This window comes from Bacillus sp. FSL W8-1127, from assembly GCF_038006725.1.
In the GTDB taxonomy this organism is placed as follows: domain Bacteria; phylum Bacillota; class Bacilli; order Bacillales; family DSM-4216; genus Bacillus_O; species Bacillus_O smithii.
The window spans coordinates 286,512-304,577 of the sequence record NZ_JBBOVU010000001.1; the positions used below are offsets into that span (position 1 = coordinate 286,512).

The following is an 18,066-nucleotide window of genomic DNA, read 5'->3' on the forward strand; positions in this document are numbered from 1 at the left end:
AAAATGGTGGTTCAATTAGATATTTTATCAGCAAAGTTTTTACAAGAAATGATGAAAACAACTGCAAATCTTTATCGTTTAGGGTGGGATGAGCGTAACGGGGGAAATATTACTTATTTACTAAAAGAAGAAGAAATCAGCCCCTATTTAAATTTGAATCATGTGATTAGAAGGGTTCCAATAAAGTTTGATGCTTCTGAACTTGCTGGAAAATATTTTATTGTGACAGGATCAGGAAAATATTTCAAAAATGTGATGGATGATCCTGAGTCAAATCTAGGAATCATTCGAGTAACAAAAGATGGAAAGACTATTGAAATTTTATGGGGGCTTGAAGATAATGGTTTTCCTACAAGTGAATTACCTACGCACTTCATGGGTCATATCCAACGTCTTAAAGTCGATCCAAATCATCGTGTCATTATACATTGCCATGCAACGCATTTAATTGGGATGACATTTACTCATCCTTTAGATGAGATCGCATTTTCAAAAACTTTGTGGAAAATGTGTACAGAATGTATAGTTGTTTTTCCGGAAGGGGTTGGAATCATTCCGTGGATGGTACCGGGCACGGATTCGATTGGACGTGCGACAGCTGAAAAAATGAAAGATGTCCGTCTTGTATTATGGCCGCATCATGGTATTTTCGGTGCAGGTACAACCATGGATGAAACCTTTGGATTAATTGAAACTGCAGAAAAAGCCGCACAAGTTTACACAATTGTTTGTACACAAGGGGGAGTTAAACAAACAATAACTGATCAACAATTACATGATTTAGCAAAAGCATTCGGAGTTGTTCCAAGGCCAGGTGTGTTGGAGTTGGAATCTTGAATCAAAGAGGTGAACGAAGTTGGTTAGAAAAGCAAGCATCATGTTTGTACACAAAGATCAATATAAAGAATATAAACGACGTCATAATGAAGTTTGGCCTGAGATGAAAAAAGAATTAAAGGCTCATGGTGTTAAGAACTATTCAATTTTTTTAGATAGCAAAACAGGTAGACTGTTCGCTTACCTGGAAGTAGAAGATGAAGCATTATATGAGAAAATAGCACAAACTGAGATTTGTAAAAAATGGTGGGCTTATATGGAACCTTTGATGGAAACTGACGAAGATAACAGTCCCGTTTCCATTGAATTACAAGAAGTTTTCCATTTGGATTAAGACAGGGGTAAGGCACCGCATACCAATAAATAGTGTATCACATTCATGTATGTGGTGTCAGATGTTTAAAAAACTGAAACAGCTTATGTAACCCATTACGGTTAATTTAGGGATATCGAAATACCTATAAATGTAAGCGGTAACAATATTGGCGAGTTTTCTATGAAAATAAAATTAATAAGGTGGGAGGGAGAAATATGGGGAACATTGGGAGAAAAAAGACTACGGGATGGCAAGCAACTATATCCGTTGCGATGGCTAACTATATTGAGGCGGGATCTATTATAGCCGCTGCAAGCAGCTTAACAATGTGGCAAGCATATCTTCATTTAGACAGCATATCGGTGGGGCTTTTAAGCGCTTTAAGTGCAAATGCTTTTGGTGCCGCTATTGGAGCCCTATTTGGTGGTTATTTATGTGACAAGTATGGCCGCAAATTTATTTACGCATATGATTTGCTCTTTTATATGTTAGGTGTTTTATTAATTGCTGTTTCTGTTAATTTTCCAATGCTTTTGATTGGTACCATTATTACAGGAGTTGCTGTTGGAGCAGGGGTGCCAGCATCTTGGACGTATATTGCCGAAGAAGCTCCACATTCTCAAAGAGCAGCCCATGTAGGAACTGCTCAATTAGCTTGGTCAACAGGTCCAATGATCACATTCTTGTTAGCTGTCTTACTCGCACCACTTGGTTTATTAGGTAGCCGTATTATTTTTCTTCATCTCTTAGTCATTGCGTTTATTACATGGTACATTCGTCAAGGTTTGTCTGAATCCACAATTTGGAAAGAAGGGAAGGAAAAAGAGTTAATAATAGGGAAAAAATATAGAAGTAGTTTAAAAGAGTTATTTAGTCTAAAAGTAAATCGTGAAGCATTCTATTTACTAGTAGGGATTTATTTATTCTGGAATTTAACTGCCGGAGCAATGGGGTATTTTATGCCGTATATTTATCAAAATGTCGGAGGACTTACAGGAGAACAAGCGAATTTGCTTCAAGCCTTTTTGTGGGGATTGACGGTTCTAACAACGTATACCGTATTTATGAAACTAGGTGATAAATACAGTCGACGTTTCTTATTTGGTTTAGGGGCTGTCATGGGTATTGTTGCTTGGCTAATTTTAACCTATACGGGTATGAATTGGTTCTCGTTATTTGCGTTTGTTATTCTTTGGGGAAGTGCAGCAGGGTTTGGTGCTCAGGCATTTTACGGGTTATGGGCCAGTGAATTGTTCCCAACTAAATATCGTGCAGGTGCTCAAGGTTTCATTTATTTCTTAGTTCGTTTTGGAATTGCGATTTGGTCGTTCCTTTTACCGACCTTAATGGATAAACTAGGATTTCAAGTTGCAGGCATTGTGATGATTATCTTCTTAGTCATTCATTGTGTGATTGGTATCGTTCTTGCTCCAAACACTCAAGGTAAAAGTTTAAAAGAAATTGAAGCAGAACGTTATGGATTGAATAATAATGATGTTGTACAAAATGTAGGAGTCCAAACGGATAAAGTAAATAACAAAGTATAAAAATGAAAAAGAGCCCAATTTTGAGAAAGAAAAGAGCCCATTTTGATAAAGAAATTGGGCTCTTTTTGTCATCCATTGGAACGTATATGTGAATGAATTTTTGGGCGATGGACACTGAGTTTTGCTGGTTTTTTGTCTGCAAATAAAATCAGACATGAACCAATCATAATGAAAACAATTCCGGCTGCTGTATTGGCAGAAATAGCTTCATTCAAGAGAAAGAAGGCTAAGATCGGAGCTAATGCCGGTTTGATAAAGAACACCGTAGAGGCTGTAGAAGCGGATGTGACGTCCATTGCTAAAAAGTAGAAAGCAAATCCAAGTCCCGTCACAAAAATACCAATATAAATTAAGCTAGGCAATGTACTCCATGTAATTCCTTGGGTGACGGGTACATTCGCAAACACATCCAGTCCGATGCTTGTAAGCCAATTAGACACAGCATTTATTTTTGAAATAAGAATGAGAGCAAGAATCTCTAAACTGCCTGTTACAAAACTGAAACAAGTTAAGATAACGCCGTCACATTTATATTGTCGAATTCCTTTTTTGCCTACAACGCTGTAGAGGGCAAATGAAACGGCTGATAATAGTGCATAAACAATGCCTGCTGGATTAGAAATTTCGAATGGATTTACAATTCTTAAAATGCCGATCAAGCTAATGACTAATGCCCATATGGTTCGCTTAGTCAGTTTCTCTTTTAATAGAAAATGGGCAAGCGGAACGACAAAAAGTGGATTGCAGCTGAATAGTATTGCTACGGTTGATGCCTTTGTATAAACAATCGCTAATTGATAAAACGTCATACTAACGACAACGCATAAAAAACCTGTGATGATGAAAAAGAATAGATGTTCTTTTTTTAAAGTAAACCCACTTTTTCTCATATGTTGAATAGCAAGAGGAGCTAAAATCATCGCTCCAATAAAGAAACGTATAAGATTCAGTTGAATAGGATGAAAGTTAAAGTCACTAGACATGACTTTAATCACAATCTCCATCGTACTAAAAAGAACAGCCGATAGAATGATATATAGAAAACCTTTTTTCATCTTGATTACCTCGATTTTTTAGAATCGTGCAGTCATCTGAGTATTAAATGTAGACAACTATTCATCATTCCTTTTGACACAAACATCATTATAGTTCAGTATTTCACAAATGAAAAAGAGCAGTTATGTGAATTACTGAACAATATATCCGCTTTGAATAAAATGAAAACGATTGTTTAAAAGATATCTTAAGAATGCTCTGTTTTTTGAGCACTTTTATGGTTTTGGCATTAAAAACATATATTGGCATTTTTTCTGTATTTATAACACTTGGAATGAAGGTCAAAAAAGGTTTATGAAAATTTATAAATATTTTAGAACTTAGGAATTTTTCATCCTAAGAGTATGTTAAAATGAAGCGAAGGCAGAAAAGAGAATCTTCTGCCTCTTATTCTTTGCCTCTCCATATCATGATGTTGTGAAAGATTGGAGGAAATTCATGTATCGACTGATCAGTACGATCTTATTGTTGTTAGTGAAAATGTTTCGCCTTTTAAAGGTGAAGGGGAAAGAGCATATTCCATCCGATGAAAGATTTGTGGTGACGTGTTCTCATAGGGGATGGGTCGATGTCATTATGTTGGCTCTTGCTCTTTATCCGATACCTGTCCATTATATGGCGAAGCAAGAGCTCTTTAAGGGAAAATGGAGAGATCGTTTTTTCCGCTCTATTAACGCATTTCCTGTCAATAGGGAAAATCCGGGGCCGAGTGCTTTAAAAATTCCTATGCAGATCTTGAAAAAGAACCAATGTGTAGGCATATTTCCGAGCGGGACGCGAACAAGTGAAGATGTTCCTTTAAAAAAAGGGGCTGTGACTGTCGCATTAAAATCGAATGCCCCTATATTGCCTGCTGCTTATAAAGGTCCAACCAATTTCAGCGGATTATGGAAGGGAGAAAAATCGCACGTTCTATTCGGTGAACCCCTTATCTTTGATAAAGAAAAACAAGAAATGAACCGAGATGAATTAATCGACTATGCCTTAAAACGATTAGAGACCAAAATAAAAGAATTGGAAAATGAATTAGAAAAGGAATAAAAGAAGATGCCCATCGTTGAAATGATGGGTATTTTTATTGATTGATGAGTGTGAATGAGCACTATAGGTTGATTCATTAGAGAGGAAATCTATTTTGTGTCGTCCAAAAAGTTGTTGGGCTAAGAATGAAGCATAGAAGGCGAATATACAATGTGTGGACGCTTTTAAGCTCCAATGGTTGTATGCGTCCGATCCTTGAAAAGACGTCATTAGAGCACCTCAATTAAATCTAACACTAAAAAAACCATCCCGAACCACTTAAATCAAGTGATGCTGGATGGTTTTCTCCGTCGTTTTGAAACAGTCTCATGTGGAATTTCTTTTTAAGATCAATCCCTTACTGTACTTTCACATATCGAACTCCACTTTGATTTCCGGCCTTATCTTTCGCATAAATTTTTAAAGTCGTGCCTTTTTTCTGTTTGGATATTTTGATTTTGTAATTTCCTTTAGAGTCAGCAATGGCCTTGCCGATATATTTATTTCCGTTGTATACGTAAACGGTTGATCCGGGTTCAGCTTTTCCTGTAATCACTGTTGACTTAGATGTCACTTTATTAGCCGTTGGAATACTTGGCGCCGTTTTGTCTGCTACTTTAAAAGCCTTGCCTGCACTTTTGTTGCCGGCTTTGTCCGTGGCATAAGCTATTAAAGTTGTGCCTGCTTTTTGCTTAGATTTAATAAGAACTGAAAAGGCTCCTAAACTATTGGCAGTGGCTTTTCCTAGTAGGGTATTGCCGGAATAGATTGTGACGGTTGATCCGGGTTCAGCTTTTCCGGTTATGGTTAATTGGTTGTCGCCAAAAATATTGACTGTTGGGCTTGCCGGCGGGGTTTTATCCAGCACATTCACTGCAACGGCAGCACTTTTATTTCCGGACGCGTCTTCGGCGAATACAGTTAAGGTCGTGCCTGCTCTTTGTTTCGTAATCGTTACTTTAAATTGACCGCTTTGATTTGCTGTACCAATTCCAAGTGTGGTGTTGCCTGTTTTTACGGTTACTTTGGCATTTGCTTCGGTTGTTCCTGTGACAACTGTATCTCGGTCGCTTACTACGTTGACTGCCGGTTTTGTCGGCGCGGTGTTGTCACTCACCGTTACAATGGTTTCTTCACTTTTGTTTCCCACCGAATCTTCCGCATATACATGTAATTCAGTGCCCGCTTTTTGCACAGGAATGGCGACGGAAAAACGGCCATTTTCATTTGCATCGTCAGAACCAATCACATTCCCGCTTGCCTCTACTGTTATTTTATTATTTGGATCAGCGGTCCCGGTCACAGACGTGTCATGATCGCCGACTTTATTCACGGATGGTTTCGTAGGTTGTTGTACAGAGGTGCCTTGATCTTTTGTTAAAAACGTATAAGTAACATCTGATCCTTTATCTGCAGGGATACTATAGTCTTCAGGCGAACGAACCTTTTTAACAACCGCTCCCCCGCCATTCAAATAAAGTGAACTTCCGCTGTAGATTTTTTCCTGCAGTGAGTCGAAAGCCGGATTCCCTTTAAATCCGTATAATCCGGATTTTTGTTTCAATAGAAGCGCCGCTCTAAAATCTGTCATAAATTTTCCAAATGTAAGATTTGGATCAATATATTTTTGGATCATATCTTGGACGGCTTGGTAATCGCTGTGTGGATCATCTATCAGCTCTTTAAAAATTCGATCCCCTTGTCCGCATTGAATCTTGAAATATTGCATAAACAAATAGGATAGAGAGTAATTGGCTAAAGTATCCCCATCATAATCCCAATATAGGAGTGAATGTCCATTTGTAATATCCGTATCATAATTATAGTAATCAATTCGATCTTGCAGAGCTTGATTTTCGTAAATTTGTTCGGCGGCCATGGAAAGCCCTTCGTCCATCCATGTATCCATAGGCTCTTTTTTTTGAATCAATACTTTCTCGTTGAAATTAATCATATGTTGAAATTCGTGGACAAGCGTGGAGTAAGCAGCAGAGACATCTTTATTTGAGCTCGTCCCCATCGTTGGATATGTATCGATATAAAAGATTTCAGATTGATTGGAATCAGGAACAGCATAAAGATCCGCTGGATTAAAATAACCTGCAACATATCCTCCGCTTTCATTAAATCCATCTTGTATATCATACACAAGAATATCCACTTTTCCGTTTCCGTCTACATCTGATTCATTCCCGAAATTTTCTACATCTAAAGGGTGAATTTTATCGTCAAATTCTTTTCCGAGTTGCCCTGCTTCTTCTTGTGTAATTTGATTATTATTTACCCATACGTTTGAGTGTGAACCACTATAACTCAAAGTTGCCTTAATTTGATAATCTTGATTCGTTACAAGATTGGAAACCCAAAAATTCTTGCTGTCTCCTACTTGATATAATGGGCGGATTGATTTGGCCTCTCTTTTTATGAAGTTATTTTTATATTTTTTGGCGTCAAAAGGTTTCACATAGTCCATTTTATAGGCGCTTTTTGCGATGTTTTTGTTTAACGAATATTGATCATTATTGATTTTAAATGAACCGGAATTTTCGATTTGATCGCCATTAGTGGATTCGTTGCTAATCAACACATAATGATTAGAATCTGGGGTCGTTGATTCTTTACAAAATGGATTATTCACTTTAAAATAAGTGACATCAGAGTAGTATGAAGCATATAAGCTAGGTATAACTCCTACTCTCATATAAATATAAGGATCATTTTCATAGACCGACTTACCGATAATGGTTTCTAAAGAAAAGCTGCCCACCAGATACTTCACATTAAAAGTTGAGCTTCCTAAATACGACATGGAACCATTATCATTCTTATAAAATTCGATATCAAGATAGGCATCTTTATTTGTTGTATTACTTTGATACCCAAGTAGGACTTCCATATCCGAATTCGAATAATCAACTGTGTTGTTGTAAGTCAGGTAATGAGATTGACCGTAGCTATCCGATAAAACTCCAAGGTGTTGTCCAGGTGAAGCGAATGGGTAATCATCAGGATTCCTATAATCTTGATCCGTTTCTTGCTTAGCTTTCAAAGGCTTAGTAAATTGATTGGAAATTTTTTCTGGATATAAGATTTTTGAAGGCTCATTGATACCTTTTTCATTTGCATGCGCTCCTATAGGCAATGAAAACACTAATAGAATGGAATAAAATAAGTAGCTCCATTTTTTTAATGACCGCAAGACGATTCCTCCCTAGATATGCTATCTTTTAAATGTTAATTCATTTTTCCGTATTTTAACAGATTGAAATATAAAAAAATAGTTCTTTTGGGCTAAAAATAAGTATTTTGCATACAAATAGTATACTTCTAATCTAATGAATGTAAAATCATTTCAAAAAATTCTCAAAATGAATCGATCGTTTTGTCTGAAATTTTTTTGTTTCCGATTTCGTTTTTGTACTACGAAAAACGGGAAAAGTAATTGGGCAAGTATCCATAAATTTTTAACATTCGCAACGATGCGTGCGATGAACGAGGCATCATATAAATCCGAAGGTTTGGAATTTCCCTAAGGATCAAGGCTTCAACCATTTGATCACGATAAAGAGGGATGATCCCCAAAGGATTTTTGTGTTATTGCGGAGCGGGTTTCAGTGGATCGTGCCGGATGCCGTGCGAAAAAATTCTTGGAAACGATAAAAGAGAGAGGAGATGAAATAGTGAAAGATGCGGAGCGATCTCTTTCAAAAAACATCGTCTTAGCCATTTTGGATACAGTCACATTGGGCATTCCCATTTATGCTGTCAATTTTATAAAGCAGCCAAAAAAGACATTAAAAATTTCTTTCATTGTTATTCCCGTTGTTTCGATTATTGCTTGGTTGATTGCATCATGGAGTGAATGAAGCCCTGGAAGTAAGGGCTTTTTATTTTGTCTTTTTCGTTGGAAAAGATGAGCATTCCGTATGAAAGAGAGATAGAACAATTCTGTGAACTTGGTTTTGGACAGGGGAAAGCGCTCATATCGGTTCCCGTTTTTCATGTATAATAAATAGAAGAACGGATTTCATCCCCTTCATCGAGGAGATGCAGTCAGAAGGAGATTTAGGTGAGGAACATGGATGAATTAAAAATAGATGACGTGGCCAAGCAAAGCGGTTTAACGAAACGAACGATTCGATACTATGAACAAATTGGGCTTCTGCCTTCTCCTCCGAGAAGCAAAGGGGGAATTAGACTTTATTCACAACAGCATGTTGAGTTTTTAAAGAAAATTACGAACGCAAAAGAAGTGTTGGGATTTACTCTTCAAGAGCTGCAACATTTTATTTCTTTAAGCAATACATTGGAACAGCAGAGAGTAAAATACAGACAGGTAAAAGGAACAAGCGAACAAAAAGACAAAGCGGAGGATTTAATTCAAGCCTTAACCGATCTTTTAAATACAGTCGATGCGCAATTATTGCTCATTGAACAGAAAAAGGAAAAGATTTTAAAAGTGGAGTCGGAATTAATGGACTTAAAAAACAGGGCGGAAAAGGCCATTGAACGATTGGAAAAGGAGAAATAAGATAAGATGGCCATCGGCAAGGGGGCAATTCCCGCAAATGCTGGGTTGGAGATAACGAGCTGTTTGGGGCAGTTTTTCCGCCGCTGGATTTCGTTTGACCTTTGTTTCTCGAAGAGTAGAGGGTTTCTGACCATTGATGCAAGATCTTTTTCAAGCATAGTTGAAATCAGTGGAAAACCTGAGTCAACTGTGCTTTTTTATTTAGGATGAGAAATTAAATGCTTTCAAGAAAGGGAATGGAAGAAGAACTTGGTTCATATCGGAAGCAGACACACATAACACTTTGACCATCTGTATTCATACATGCATGTTCTAAGCGCAGCCTACACATATTATTGAACAATGGGACGAGAAGGGAGTTATGGTGTTGCTTGGGACTATTGGAAAAGCTTTATTTCTTATCTTTGCTGGCATACTGCTCCTTCGGATTGCAGGAAGAAAAACTATTTCACAAATGACGTTGCCGGAAACGATTATCATCATATCGATAGGAACGATTATTGTAGAGCCGGTGGCGCAAGAAAGCCTCTTAGGCACCATTTTGGCGTCTTCCACATTTATCGTGGCATTGGTCGTGACCGAATTTTTGCAGATGAAGTCGAATCGATTGGAAACATTTATATCCGGAAAAGCGATGGTCGTCATTCAAAATGGACAAATTCAAACGGATGCGATGCGTAAACTTCGATTAACAGTGGATCAGCTGGAATTGCGTCTTCGTCAGCAAGGCATTGCCAATTTTTCTGATATAAAAACAGCTACGATTGAACCAAGCAGACAATTAGGATATGAGTTGACAGAGGATGCCAAGCCTTTAACCGTGGGGGAGTTTAAAAAGTTGATGCAAGCCTATATAAAGAATGAAGAATCTAAAGAAAGCTCCCAAATAAATATTTTTGATGAAATTACAGAGAAAAAGTCTACTCCTGATTCATTGAAATAAAAGAATGGCTCAGACATTTAGGCGCCGGAGGGAAAAAGCTGTTTCTTACCATTCATTTTAGTAATAAAAAGTTGAACGTGGGAAGCGTGATTCATTTGCCGATGATCTAAACTTTTGTACAGAATGATTCGAAATCAGCAAAGGGCGCCTATTGTAAAATTTTTGTTTAAGCTGATATGGACATTGCAAGTGATCAAACGATGCATGATATAATAAATTGAAACGTAAATGGGGAGTATGTCCCATGATAGTGGATGGAATATATCGGTTTGTTTCGTTTGCATAGCTCGGGCCAGAAGAGATAAAAAGCAATGAAACATTAGGTTTTGTTTAAGAAGGATAAGAATGGGAGGAGTTGGGAATCTTGAAAGTTTTGGTTGTTGGAGCGAATGGCCAAGTTGGGCAGCATGTTGTTCGGTTATTAAAAGAAAGCAATGAACATACAGTGCGAGCGATGGTCAGAAAAGAAGAACAGGCTCAATCTTTCGAAAAATTGGGTGTAGAAACAGCGATTGCCGATTTGGAAGACAGCGTGGACAAAATTGCTGAAGCGGCGGAAGGCTGTGAAGCCATTGTCTTTACTGCCGGCTCCGGTGGGCATACAGGAGCAGACAAAACGCTGTTGGTGGATTTGGATGGAGCTGTGAAAACAATGGACGCTGCCGAAAAATTGTGGATCAAGCGGTTTATTATAGTGAGCGCCATTCAGGCCCACAATCGAAAAAACTGGAACGAGGCCATCAAGCCGTACTATGTGGCTAAACACTATGCGGATATTATGCTGGAACAAAGCAGTTTAGCCTATACCATTATCCGGCCGGGAGGATTGTTGAACGAACCGGGAACAGGAAAGATTTTTGCGGCTGAAAATTTAAATAGAGGGACGATTTCGCGGGAGGATGTGGCGAAAACAATTGTAGCCTCTCTGGATGAGGAAAATACGTATTATCGCTCCTTTGATCTTATTTCCGGTGAAATTCCGATTGCGGATGCTTTGAAAAACCTATAGTCTTTTTTAAAAAAGCCCTCCATCCGTATTTCAGCATTTCTTTGATACGGATCAAGGGCTTCTTTTTTTGCCATTATTTTTGATAATTCAAAATCCAGCCTATGCCGTACTTGTCTATTACATTGGCATGGAGAGCGCCCCAAAACGTATCTTGCAGTTCCAAAATCGCTTGGCCGTCGGCAACCAATGATTGATATACTTTACGAATTTCTTCTTCACTGTCAAATTCGATCGTGATTTTGACATTATCCCCTTTTTCCACACGGCCGAAAGGATCGGAGAAATGGATGATGCTGTTTCCAAGATGCAGCTCGGCATGCAAACATTTGCCTTCATGCCCTTTAAACATTTCAACATCGTCTGCTAATTGAACATTTTTAATTTCTCCGCCCAATGCTTCTTGATAATAATTCAATGCCTCTTGACAATTTTCCACAATGATATAAGGATTGACGCTTTTCATATTTTATCCTCCTTTGCCATTCAGAAGCGATAGTTTCAGTATAGCAACTTCCTATCTGATTTAAACTTTTGGCTTTTTTTATATTTCTTCTGCCAAATGGATGAGATGAAGTAACTCAAGCAGAGTTACAGAATAACGTTGGTAGACAAGGATTATTTAAAAACCCCCTGTTCATAAAAAACAGGAGGTTTTAGCCTTAAGAAAAAATCATATCAGAGTCCGAAAAGCGGAAGCTCGTCCGGATCTGTGCTATATGCTTGGAAATCATAGATTTTCCATTTTTGACTCTTTGAATCTAGCTTTAAAAAGAATAGACCAGATAGATCTTCGGTTACATCAAAATTAAAGTCTGGAGATTTTAATGTGATTTTGACTTTTGCATTGGTTAATTCTACTGTTGCATAACGATTATTTAAAGTTTTTACGTTATAAGTAGGATCACCGATAGGTTCAATCGTGATTTGAGCATTTTCATTCTTCAACGATTGATAAAAGTCAATTGATTCTAAACCTGATGCTCGGTAATAGCCGATTGTATTGTCTTTATACAATTGAGTCAAAGCATCAAAATTCTGATCTTTTATATATTGGCTTTCATTTGATTCAAATTGCTTTACAAAATCAATTAATTGCTGTTTGTCAGGAAGTGCTGTTGTCTCTTGGTGCAAAGCACGATAAATCATAACAATGGCTTGTGCTCGAGTTGCCAAATCATTCGGCTTAAAAGTAGTTCCATAGCCTTGGATGATTCCGTTGGCCGCATTTTTATGAATGGCCTCATAAGCAAAGCTTGATTTTGGCACATCGCTAAAAGTTTTACGAATGGGGTTAAACTGAATGGTGTTTTGGAAAGCATTGTACACCATTTTAGCAATTTCACTGCGTTTAATTTTGTCTCCCGGATGGAATGTTCCATCGTTTCGTCCACTAATAATGCCGTTACTGCTTGCAATTTGAACATATGGATAATACCAAGCGCCGGATTTTACGTCAGCAAAAGACTTGGCTTTTCCTTTTAACTCCAGTCCCATTGCATTGACAATCATTTTCGTAAATTCGGCTCTCGTAATATTTTCGTTTGGCTTTACATAGACGGAAGGGAATCCATCTTCATCATACTGTATCTTTCCATCAATAATATCAGCAGATAAAAAGTCCTGTATCTCGTCATGTGCCCAATAATCATCGTCCACATCTTCAGGATAGTACATGTCTGATGTCTTTTCAGCGGCCGACACCATTTTGAAAGGCACAAGAAGAACCAACAGCAAGGCTAGAATAGGAATAACTTTTTTCATATAATCCCCCTTTTTTTGTAAAAAGTGCTTGTTGTTCCATTTTAAGAGAAAAAGCTCTAAATAGTCACTATTAATTTTGAAAAATAAGATTAAATCAGCCCAAAGACCTGATATTTTGTCAAAATTAACATATTATAAGGATTTTACTCCTGGCGAAAAAGATGTAATATTTATGCTGGATTTCCAATGAATAGTTTTTTGAAATTGAACAGCAGTATGAACACGTTCAACATGAGATTCTGCTCCACTTATATTTTGACAACGATTAATGTTTTCCGAAATCTCTTTGAGGAGGTAGTGAAGAGAACATCATGATCAAAATAACACCAATTATGGAGATGTTACTGTAACCTGAAAAATTTAAGGAAGCGATCGAGAAATAAATAGAGATAGATTGTACATGGAGAATCGCCAGCCACTTTCTCCGCCGATGATGCAAAAGTTTCCATTTATACTGTTTTGTAGAGCAGATGTTAGGTGATATAATGAAAATAAAAGATTGTAATATCTTTCTAATTTTGTTTTTACATAGAATAAAAATGTGTGCCTCTGGGGGAATGGAAGATGAAGAAAAAAACGGCATTTTATGCTTTATTGCTGTCGGTTTCTTTGGCTTTAGGGTTGAATGTGGAATCGGGGATTGCCTCGGCGAATGACCAGCCCTCTTCTCAAAAAGGCGAAAAAGAAGTGGTCGTCGTTTATAAAAACATGAAAGGAAAAGAGGCCGCTATTGAAAACAGCCATGATGTAGAACATCAATTTAAAAGCATTCCGGCCGTTTCTGTTACGGCGGACAAACAAGACGTTCGTCAATTAGAGTCGAATCCAAATATTGCCTATGTGGAAGAGAATGTTCCGTTTCAATTGGCTGATTCGAGTTTTCAAACGTTAAGTACAAGCCGCGCCGTTTCTTCCAATGAAAAAACTTGGGACATGCAGGCGATTAATGCATCCAAAGCTTGGGAAAACGGGGTGACCGGTAAAGGCGTCAAAATCGCCGTGATTGATACGGGGATTGCCTCTCATTCGGATTTGAATATTGCAGGCGGAGTGTCCACTGTCGATTACACCTCTTCCTATAAAGATGATAATGGACATGGTACTCATGTAGCCGGAATCATTGGCGCTAAACGTAATGGCATAGGGATCGCCGGTGTCGCACCGGATGCTCAGATTTATGCCGTAAAAGCGTTGGATAAGAACGGAAACGGAAACTTGCAAGATATTGCAGAAGCTCTGGATTGGGCGATTGCAAATAAGATGGACATTATTAACATGAGTTTTGGGACAAGCACCGACTCCAAAATCCTTCATGATTTAGTCGATAAGGCATATAAAAGCGGCATCTTGCTTGTTGCAGCAGGAGGAAATAATGGGAATTCATCCGGTACAGGAGATACGGTGGAATATCCGGCCAAATACAGCAGTGTTGTGGCGGTATCTTCATTAAATTCAAATAAAAATCGTTCTGTTTTTTCCGCAACTGGTCCGGAAATTGAAGTATCTGCACCGGGTGAAAATATCGTCAGCACTTATTTGAATGGAGAGTATGCAGTCGGAAGCGGCACCTCGATGGCGGCTCCTCATGTGGCCGGCATGTTGGCTCTATTAAAACAAATGCATCCTAATGAATTGAATAGCCAGCTGCGGGCAGAGGCGGAGAAGGAAGCAATGGATCTTGGAAAAAAAGGAAAAGATGACTGGTACGGCTACGGAATGGTCTTTTATCACCCGTTGAATGTATCTTCCAAGAGTGCGAGTGAAAACGTGCAAGCTAAGTTAAAGATCGCTCAGCAAGCAGTAGCATCGGCGGAGAAATACCGTACGAAGAAATATGTGGATGCTGCGCAGCAAGCGATCAATAGCTTGGACAATGGGGCGGACAAAACGCAGCTGCAAAAAAGGCTTGATGCCGTTAAAAAAAGCTTGTCTGATCAGGCTCAAAAACTAGTTTCGTATGTCGAACATCATCGTTCTCATGCCAATGTCGAAAAAGCGCTCCAAGCGATCTCCAATCTGCCGGCAGCCGCGGAAAAAAACAATTTGCTAACGAGAATCAATAAAGTGCAATACTTGATCAACTTGCAGCAAGCTCAAAAATATGTGAATTTAACTCAAAAATACAAGAAAAAGTCTTACAAATCAGTAGCACAATCTTATATTAACAAACTTCCGAAGGGCTCGGAAAAAACAAGGCTTCAAAAACGGCTCAATTCAATGCAGGTTCGCTAATAGAAAAACGAGGCTGACTCAAAAGCAAAATAACTTTTGAGATCAAGCCTCTTTTTTGTTGGAAATTCTCTTCCTTTGATTTGAACTAACTGTTTAATTGAGAAAGTTCTCTCTTTTTAGAGGGTCTTTTAACTTTCCTCCGAAAAAAGTCTCCTACTTCTAAACGTGAAAGTGCGGAGGCACCAGTGAAAGTGGGAGATGAATTTCGGTTAGGCGTAGCCTAAAGCTGTCTCTTTTTTGTGCTATGATATAATCAGTGTTATATAAATGGAAGGCATTCGGATGTGCTTTGAACAAATATGCACATGGTCAATATCGTGATTCCATTCGACCAAGGAAATATTGTAATTTTCACCAAGTCGAATAAACATATCTTTTGCATAGTCAGATATGGTATCATCAATCACTTGTCTGCGATATTTTACGAGTGAACTATCAAAGTTCATCAATGCCTATAAAAGTGCAAGTTCTAAGACTTATCAAAAAGCATTATCCACAAGTGAAAAGAAAACTTTGGAAAGAGTATTTTTGGTCAAGAAGCTTTTGCTTACTTACAACAGGTGGTGCGCCCATTGAAGTGATAAAGCAGTATATAGAAAATCAAGGGAGGAAGTGAGGTGATTTGATATGGCAAACAAAGCATATAAATTTCGTCTGTACCCAACACAAGAACAAGAGCAACTTCTTACAAAAACCTTCGGCTGCGTTCGTTTCGTCTACAACAAAATGTTGGCTGAACGAATGGAAACATATGAACCATTCAAGGACGACAAAGAAGCCTTGAAAAAGCAAAAAAAATTCCCGACTCCTGCAAAGTACAAAAAGGAATTTCCATGGCTCAAAGAAGTAGACAGCCTTGCGTTGGCAAACGCTCAACTGAATTTGCAGAAGGCATACCAAAACTTCTTCTCTGGTCGTGCTGAATTTCCGAAGTTCAAAAGCCGAAAGGCGAGACAGTCCTACACAACCAACGTGGTCAACGGAAACATTATGCTTTTGGATGGTTATATCAAATTACCGAAACTGAAACTTGTAAAAATCAAACAACATCAAGAAATTCCGTCACATCATATCATCAAGTCTTGTACGGTTTCTCGAACAAAAACAGGAAAATACTATGTTTCTATTCTCACTGAATACGAACATCAACCTGTACAAAAAGAAGTACAAGCTGTGGTTGGCTTAGATTTTTCCATGAAGGGTTTATTTATCGATAGTGAAGAAGGTAAGACAGCCAATTACCCTCGTTTCTATCGCCAAGCCTTGGGAAAATTAGCGAAAGAACAGCGTGTTCTATCACGCAGAAAGAAAGGTTCTAATCGTTGGCACAAGCAACGACTAAAAGTGGCGAAGCTACATGAAAGAATTGCGAATCAACGAAAAGACTTTCTACATAAGGAATCGCACAAATTAGCGAAACTATATGATTGCGTGGTTATCGAAGACCTCAACATGAAGGGAATGTCCCAAGCACTCAATTTCGGCAAAAGCGTTGCTGATCATGCATGGGGCATGTTCACGAAATTTCTCCAATACAAGTTAGAGGAGCAGGGGAAAAAGCTTCTCAAAATAGATAAGTGGTTTCCATCATCCAAAACTTGTTCATATTGCGGTCAAGTAAAGGAGTCTCTATCTCTTTCTGAGCGCATATTCCATTGTGATTGTGGTTTTGTAGCAGATAGAGATTGGAATGCTTCTATCAATATCAAGCGTGAAGGATTGCGACTGTTGGCATTAGCATCATCATAAATAGAGCATGGAACAGGCTCGATAGCTAAGTAAATTTCGTACCGTTAGGTGCGATTACCTTAGAAGCCCCCACCTCTAAGCGAAGAGTAGGTGGCGGGTAGTTCACTTCTGTTTCTTTCTATTGATCATATGAAAAACAGCCCCCATTGCCACTCCAATCACAACGGCAGTAACTATGTGACCTAGTACAACACCAATGACGGCGCCAATGATTGCACCAAAGGATATCAAGTGGATATTCCGTTCACCGTTTTTCTTAGACATCGTCCATACTCCTTTAATCATCATGTTTTTGGATACTTCCATCCCCAAAAGGGAAGGATGAAAAATGGCATTTATTTTACTTCAGCTCATTCAATCGAGCTTTTCTAGGATTCGAATGATTTTATGGATCGCATAGTCAAAATCAATCAAATCCTCTTCGTCAAGTTGACCTATTTTCTCGCAGAATAGATAATAGAAGTCTTCCCAGCGCTTTTTTACTGTTTCTTTTCCTTTTTCGGTTAACATCAGTTTGACAAATCGCCGATCGCGATCGTTCTTCGCTTTTTCCACATAGTTGTTTTCCGCCAACTTAGCGATCAGAGGGGTCAACTGCTGCTTTGAAATGTTGATGTTTTGCGCTAGTTGGGTCATGGAGATACCCTCCTTAGTATGAAACAATTCCTCCAGTATATGAAATTGCAAATGGGTCAAATCAGACGTTTTGGGTGCGGCCTTTTGATTTGCGACGGGTTTGTTCATCTTGTTGTAAATCAGCGGAAGAAGTCGGATGAAGCTCTCCGCGATTTTGTCTGTTTTCGAAGTCAATCCCATGCATCCCTTTCTTGATATTAATAGTATGCTGTCTTTTAGTAAATAAAAATTTATTTTTAAATAAAACAAATATAGTTTTTTTAATAACATTATACATAAAAAGTAAATAAAAACGAACTATTTTACGGAGTCAGAAAACATATATGAATTCATTTTTCACTGGGTTTTTCCTTTTTTGAATGAGAGATGTATAATAAAAATGGTTGCATCTGATCGTTTGGATCGAAAGAGAGTCCTTTCAAGTAAAGG

Annotated in this window: 17 protein-coding genes and 2 pseudogenes; 12 read left to right on the plus strand and 7 right to left on the minus strand. The window is 38.2% G+C overall.

The genetic code is table 11. The annotated features are described in order from the left end of the window. Positions 1-3: 3 nt before the first annotated feature. From rhaD to NST12_RS01390, 3 genes are all read left to right on the plus strand, one after another. The gene (gene rhaD / locus NST12_RS01380) at positions 4-837 is read left to right on the plus strand and encodes a rhamnulose-1-phosphate aldolase (RefSeq protein WP_003353999.1); all 834 of its coding nucleotides are present in this window, start codon (positions 4-6) and stop codon (positions 835-837) included. 19 nt (positions 838-856) lie between these two features. Then, entirely contained in the window at positions 857-1,171 is a 315-nt protein-coding gene (rhaM, locus tag NST12_RS01385; protein ID WP_341100076.1) for an L-rhamnose mutarotase, read from the plus strand. A 197-nt stretch (positions 1,172-1,368) separates the two neighbouring features. Continuing rightward, on the plus strand, positions 1,369-2,700 hold the full coding sequence (locus NST12_RS01390) for an MFS transporter (RefSeq protein ID WP_003353997.1): 1,332 nt from the start codon (positions 1,369-1,371) through the stop codon (positions 2,698-2,700). 68 nt (positions 2,701-2,768) lie between these two features. On the opposite strand, the gene NST12_RS01395 is transcribed toward NST12_RS01390, so the two are convergent. Next, a complete protein-coding gene (locus NST12_RS01395) occupies positions 2,769-3,755 on the minus strand; it encodes a DMT family transporter (protein WP_341027839.1) in 987 nt (328 codons plus the stop codon). 439 nt (positions 3,756-4,194) lie between these two features. Between NST12_RS01395 and NST12_RS01400 the strand changes: the two genes are divergently transcribed. Further along, positions 4,195-4,797 (plus strand): lysophospholipid acyltransferase family protein, encoded by a 603-nt coding sequence (locus NST12_RS01400; RefSeq protein ID WP_048622478.1) that lies wholly within the window; start codon positions 4,195-4,197, stop codon positions 4,795-4,797. 337 nt (positions 4,798-5,134) lie between these two features. Here the strand turns inward: NST12_RS01400 and NST12_RS01405 are convergent, their stop codons facing one another. Further along, entirely contained in the window at positions 5,135-7,975 is a 2,841-nt protein-coding gene (locus tag NST12_RS01405; RefSeq protein WP_341100077.1) for an Ig-like domain-containing protein, read from the minus strand. Positions 7,976-8,390: 415 nt separating this feature from the next. Here NST12_RS01405 and NST12_RS01410 point away from each other — a divergent pair, with 415 nt between their 5' ends. The 5 genes from NST12_RS01410 (at position 8,391) to NST12_RS01430 (ending at position 11,259) form a co-directional block, all read left to right on the plus strand. Continuing rightward, complete coding sequence (locus NST12_RS01410) at positions 8,391-8,642, plus strand: hypothetical protein (protein WP_328203133.1); 252 nt, start codon at positions 8,391-8,393, stop codon at positions 8,640-8,642. A gap of 212 nt (positions 8,643-8,854) precedes the next feature. Further along, positions 8,855-9,307, plus strand: coding sequence for a MerR family transcriptional regulator (locus NST12_RS01415; protein ID WP_040341231.1), 453 nt, complete (start codon positions 8,855-8,857; stop codon positions 9,305-9,307). Between the two features lie 6 nt (positions 9,308-9,313). After that, the gene (locus NST12_RS01420; RefSeq protein WP_328203134.1) at positions 9,314-9,517 is read left to right on the plus strand and encodes a hypothetical protein; all 204 of its coding nucleotides are present in this window, start codon (positions 9,314-9,316) and stop codon (positions 9,515-9,517) included. Between the two features lie 151 nt (positions 9,518-9,668). Next, positions 9,669-10,250, plus strand: a complete 582-nt coding sequence (locus NST12_RS01425) for a DUF421 domain-containing protein (RefSeq protein WP_341100078.1) — start codon at positions 9,669-9,671, stop codon at positions 10,248-10,250. Between the two features lie 364 nt (positions 10,251-10,614). Then, positions 10,615-11,259 (plus strand): SDR family oxidoreductase, encoded by a 645-nt coding sequence (locus tag NST12_RS01430; protein WP_328203139.1) that lies wholly within the window; start codon positions 10,615-10,617, stop codon positions 11,257-11,259. A 73-nt stretch (positions 11,260-11,332) separates the two neighbouring features. Here NST12_RS01430 and NST12_RS01435 read toward each other — a convergent pair whose 3' ends face one another. Then, positions 11,333-11,722 carry a VOC family protein gene (locus NST12_RS01435; RefSeq protein WP_048624351.1) on the minus strand — a complete coding sequence of 130 codons (390 nt, stop codon included), beginning with the start codon at positions 11,720-11,722 and terminating at the stop codon, positions 11,333-11,335. Positions 11,723-11,934: 212 nt separating this feature from the next. Further along, on the minus strand, positions 11,935-13,020 hold the full coding sequence (locus NST12_RS01440; RefSeq protein WP_328203140.1) for an S-layer homology domain-containing protein: 1,086 nt from the start codon (positions 13,018-13,020) through the stop codon (positions 11,935-11,937). Positions 13,021-13,584: 564 nt separating this feature from the next. Between NST12_RS01440 and NST12_RS01445 the strand changes: the two genes are divergently transcribed. Further along, positions 13,585-15,252 carry a S8 family peptidase gene (locus NST12_RS01445; protein WP_341027846.1) on the plus strand — a complete coding sequence of 556 codons (1,668 nt, stop codon included), beginning with the start codon at positions 13,585-13,587 and terminating at the stop codon, positions 15,250-15,252. A gap of 216 nt (positions 15,253-15,468) precedes the next feature. Here NST12_RS01445 and NST12_RS01450 read toward each other — a convergent pair. Continuing rightward, a pseudogene (locus NST12_RS01450) lies at positions 15,469-15,698 on the minus strand (transposase); the annotation flags it as partial. Between NST12_RS01450 and tnpA the strand changes: the two are divergent. After that, positions 15,679-15,868, plus strand: a pseudogene (tnpA, locus tag NST12_RS01455) (IS200/IS605 family transposase); the annotation flags it as partial. The pseudogenes NST12_RS01450 and tnpA overlap by 20 nt on opposite strands. An 11-nt stretch (positions 15,869-15,879) precedes the next feature. Continuing rightward, complete coding sequence (locus tag NST12_RS01460) at positions 15,880-17,001, plus strand: transposase (protein ID WP_341100079.1); 1,122 nt, start codon at positions 15,880-15,882, stop codon at positions 16,999-17,001. Positions 17,002-17,103: 102 nt separating this feature from the next. Here the strand turns inward: NST12_RS01460 and NST12_RS01465 are convergent, their stop codons facing one another. Beyond that, positions 17,104-17,265 (minus strand): septum formation initiator, encoded by a 162-nt coding sequence (locus tag NST12_RS01465; RefSeq protein WP_341100080.1) that lies wholly within the window; start codon positions 17,263-17,265, stop codon positions 17,104-17,106. A 90-nt stretch (positions 17,266-17,355) separates the two neighbouring features. Continuing rightward, positions 17,356-17,907: a MarR family winged helix-turn-helix transcriptional regulator gene (locus tag NST12_RS01470; RefSeq protein WP_341100081.1), complete on the minus strand. Its 552-nt coding sequence runs from the start codon at positions 17,905-17,907 to the stop codon at positions 17,356-17,358. Positions 17,908-18,066: the final 159 nt, after the last annotated feature.

Excerpts from the sequence above, each read along its gene's own strand:
- rhaD (WP_003353999.1), top strand. The coding sequence starts at position 4 with ATGGTGGTTCAATTAGATATTTTATCAGCAAAGTTTTTACAAGAAATG.
- NST12_RS01390 (WP_003353997.1), top strand. The coding sequence starts at position 1,369 with ATGGGGAACATTGGGAGAAAAAAGACTACGGGATGGCAAGCAACTATA.
- NST12_RS01395 (WP_341027839.1), bottom strand. The coding sequence starts at position 3,755 with ATGAAAAAAGGTTTTCTATATATCATTCTATCGGCTGTTCTTTTTAGT.
- NST12_RS01400 (WP_048622478.1), top strand. The coding sequence starts at position 4,195 with ATGTATCGACTGATCAGTACGATCTTATTGTTGTTAGTGAAAATGTTT.
- NST12_RS01415 (WP_040341231.1), top strand. The coding sequence starts at position 8,855 with ATGGATGAATTAAAAATAGATGACGTGGCCAAGCAAAGCGGTTTAACG.
- NST12_RS01420 (WP_328203134.1), top strand. The coding sequence starts at position 9,314 with ATGGCCATCGGCAAGGGGGCAATTCCCGCAAATGCTGGGTTGGAGATA.
- NST12_RS01425 (WP_341100078.1), top strand. The coding sequence starts at position 9,669 with ATGGTGTTGCTTGGGACTATTGGAAAAGCTTTATTTCTTATCTTTGCT.
- NST12_RS01435 (WP_048624351.1), bottom strand. The coding sequence starts at position 11,722 with ATGAAAAGCGTCAATCCTTATATCATTGTGGAAAATTGTCAAGAGGCA.
- NST12_RS01440 (WP_328203140.1), bottom strand. The coding sequence starts at position 13,020 with ATGAAAAAAGTTATTCCTATTCTAGCCTTGCTGTTGGTTCTTCTTGTG.
- NST12_RS01445 (WP_341027846.1), top strand. The coding sequence starts at position 13,585 with ATGAAGAAAAAAACGGCATTTTATGCTTTATTGCTGTCGGTTTCTTTG.
- NST12_RS01460 (WP_341100079.1), top strand. The coding sequence starts at position 15,880 with ATGGCAAACAAAGCATATAAATTTCGTCTGTACCCAACACAAGAACAA.
- NST12_RS01465 (WP_341100080.1), bottom strand. The coding sequence starts at position 17,265 with ATGTCTAAGAAAAACGGTGAACGGAATATCCACTTGATATCCTTTGGT.
- NST12_RS01470 (WP_341100081.1), bottom strand. The coding sequence starts at position 17,907 with ATGTTATTAAAAAAACTATATTTGTTTTATTTAAAAATAAATTTTTAT.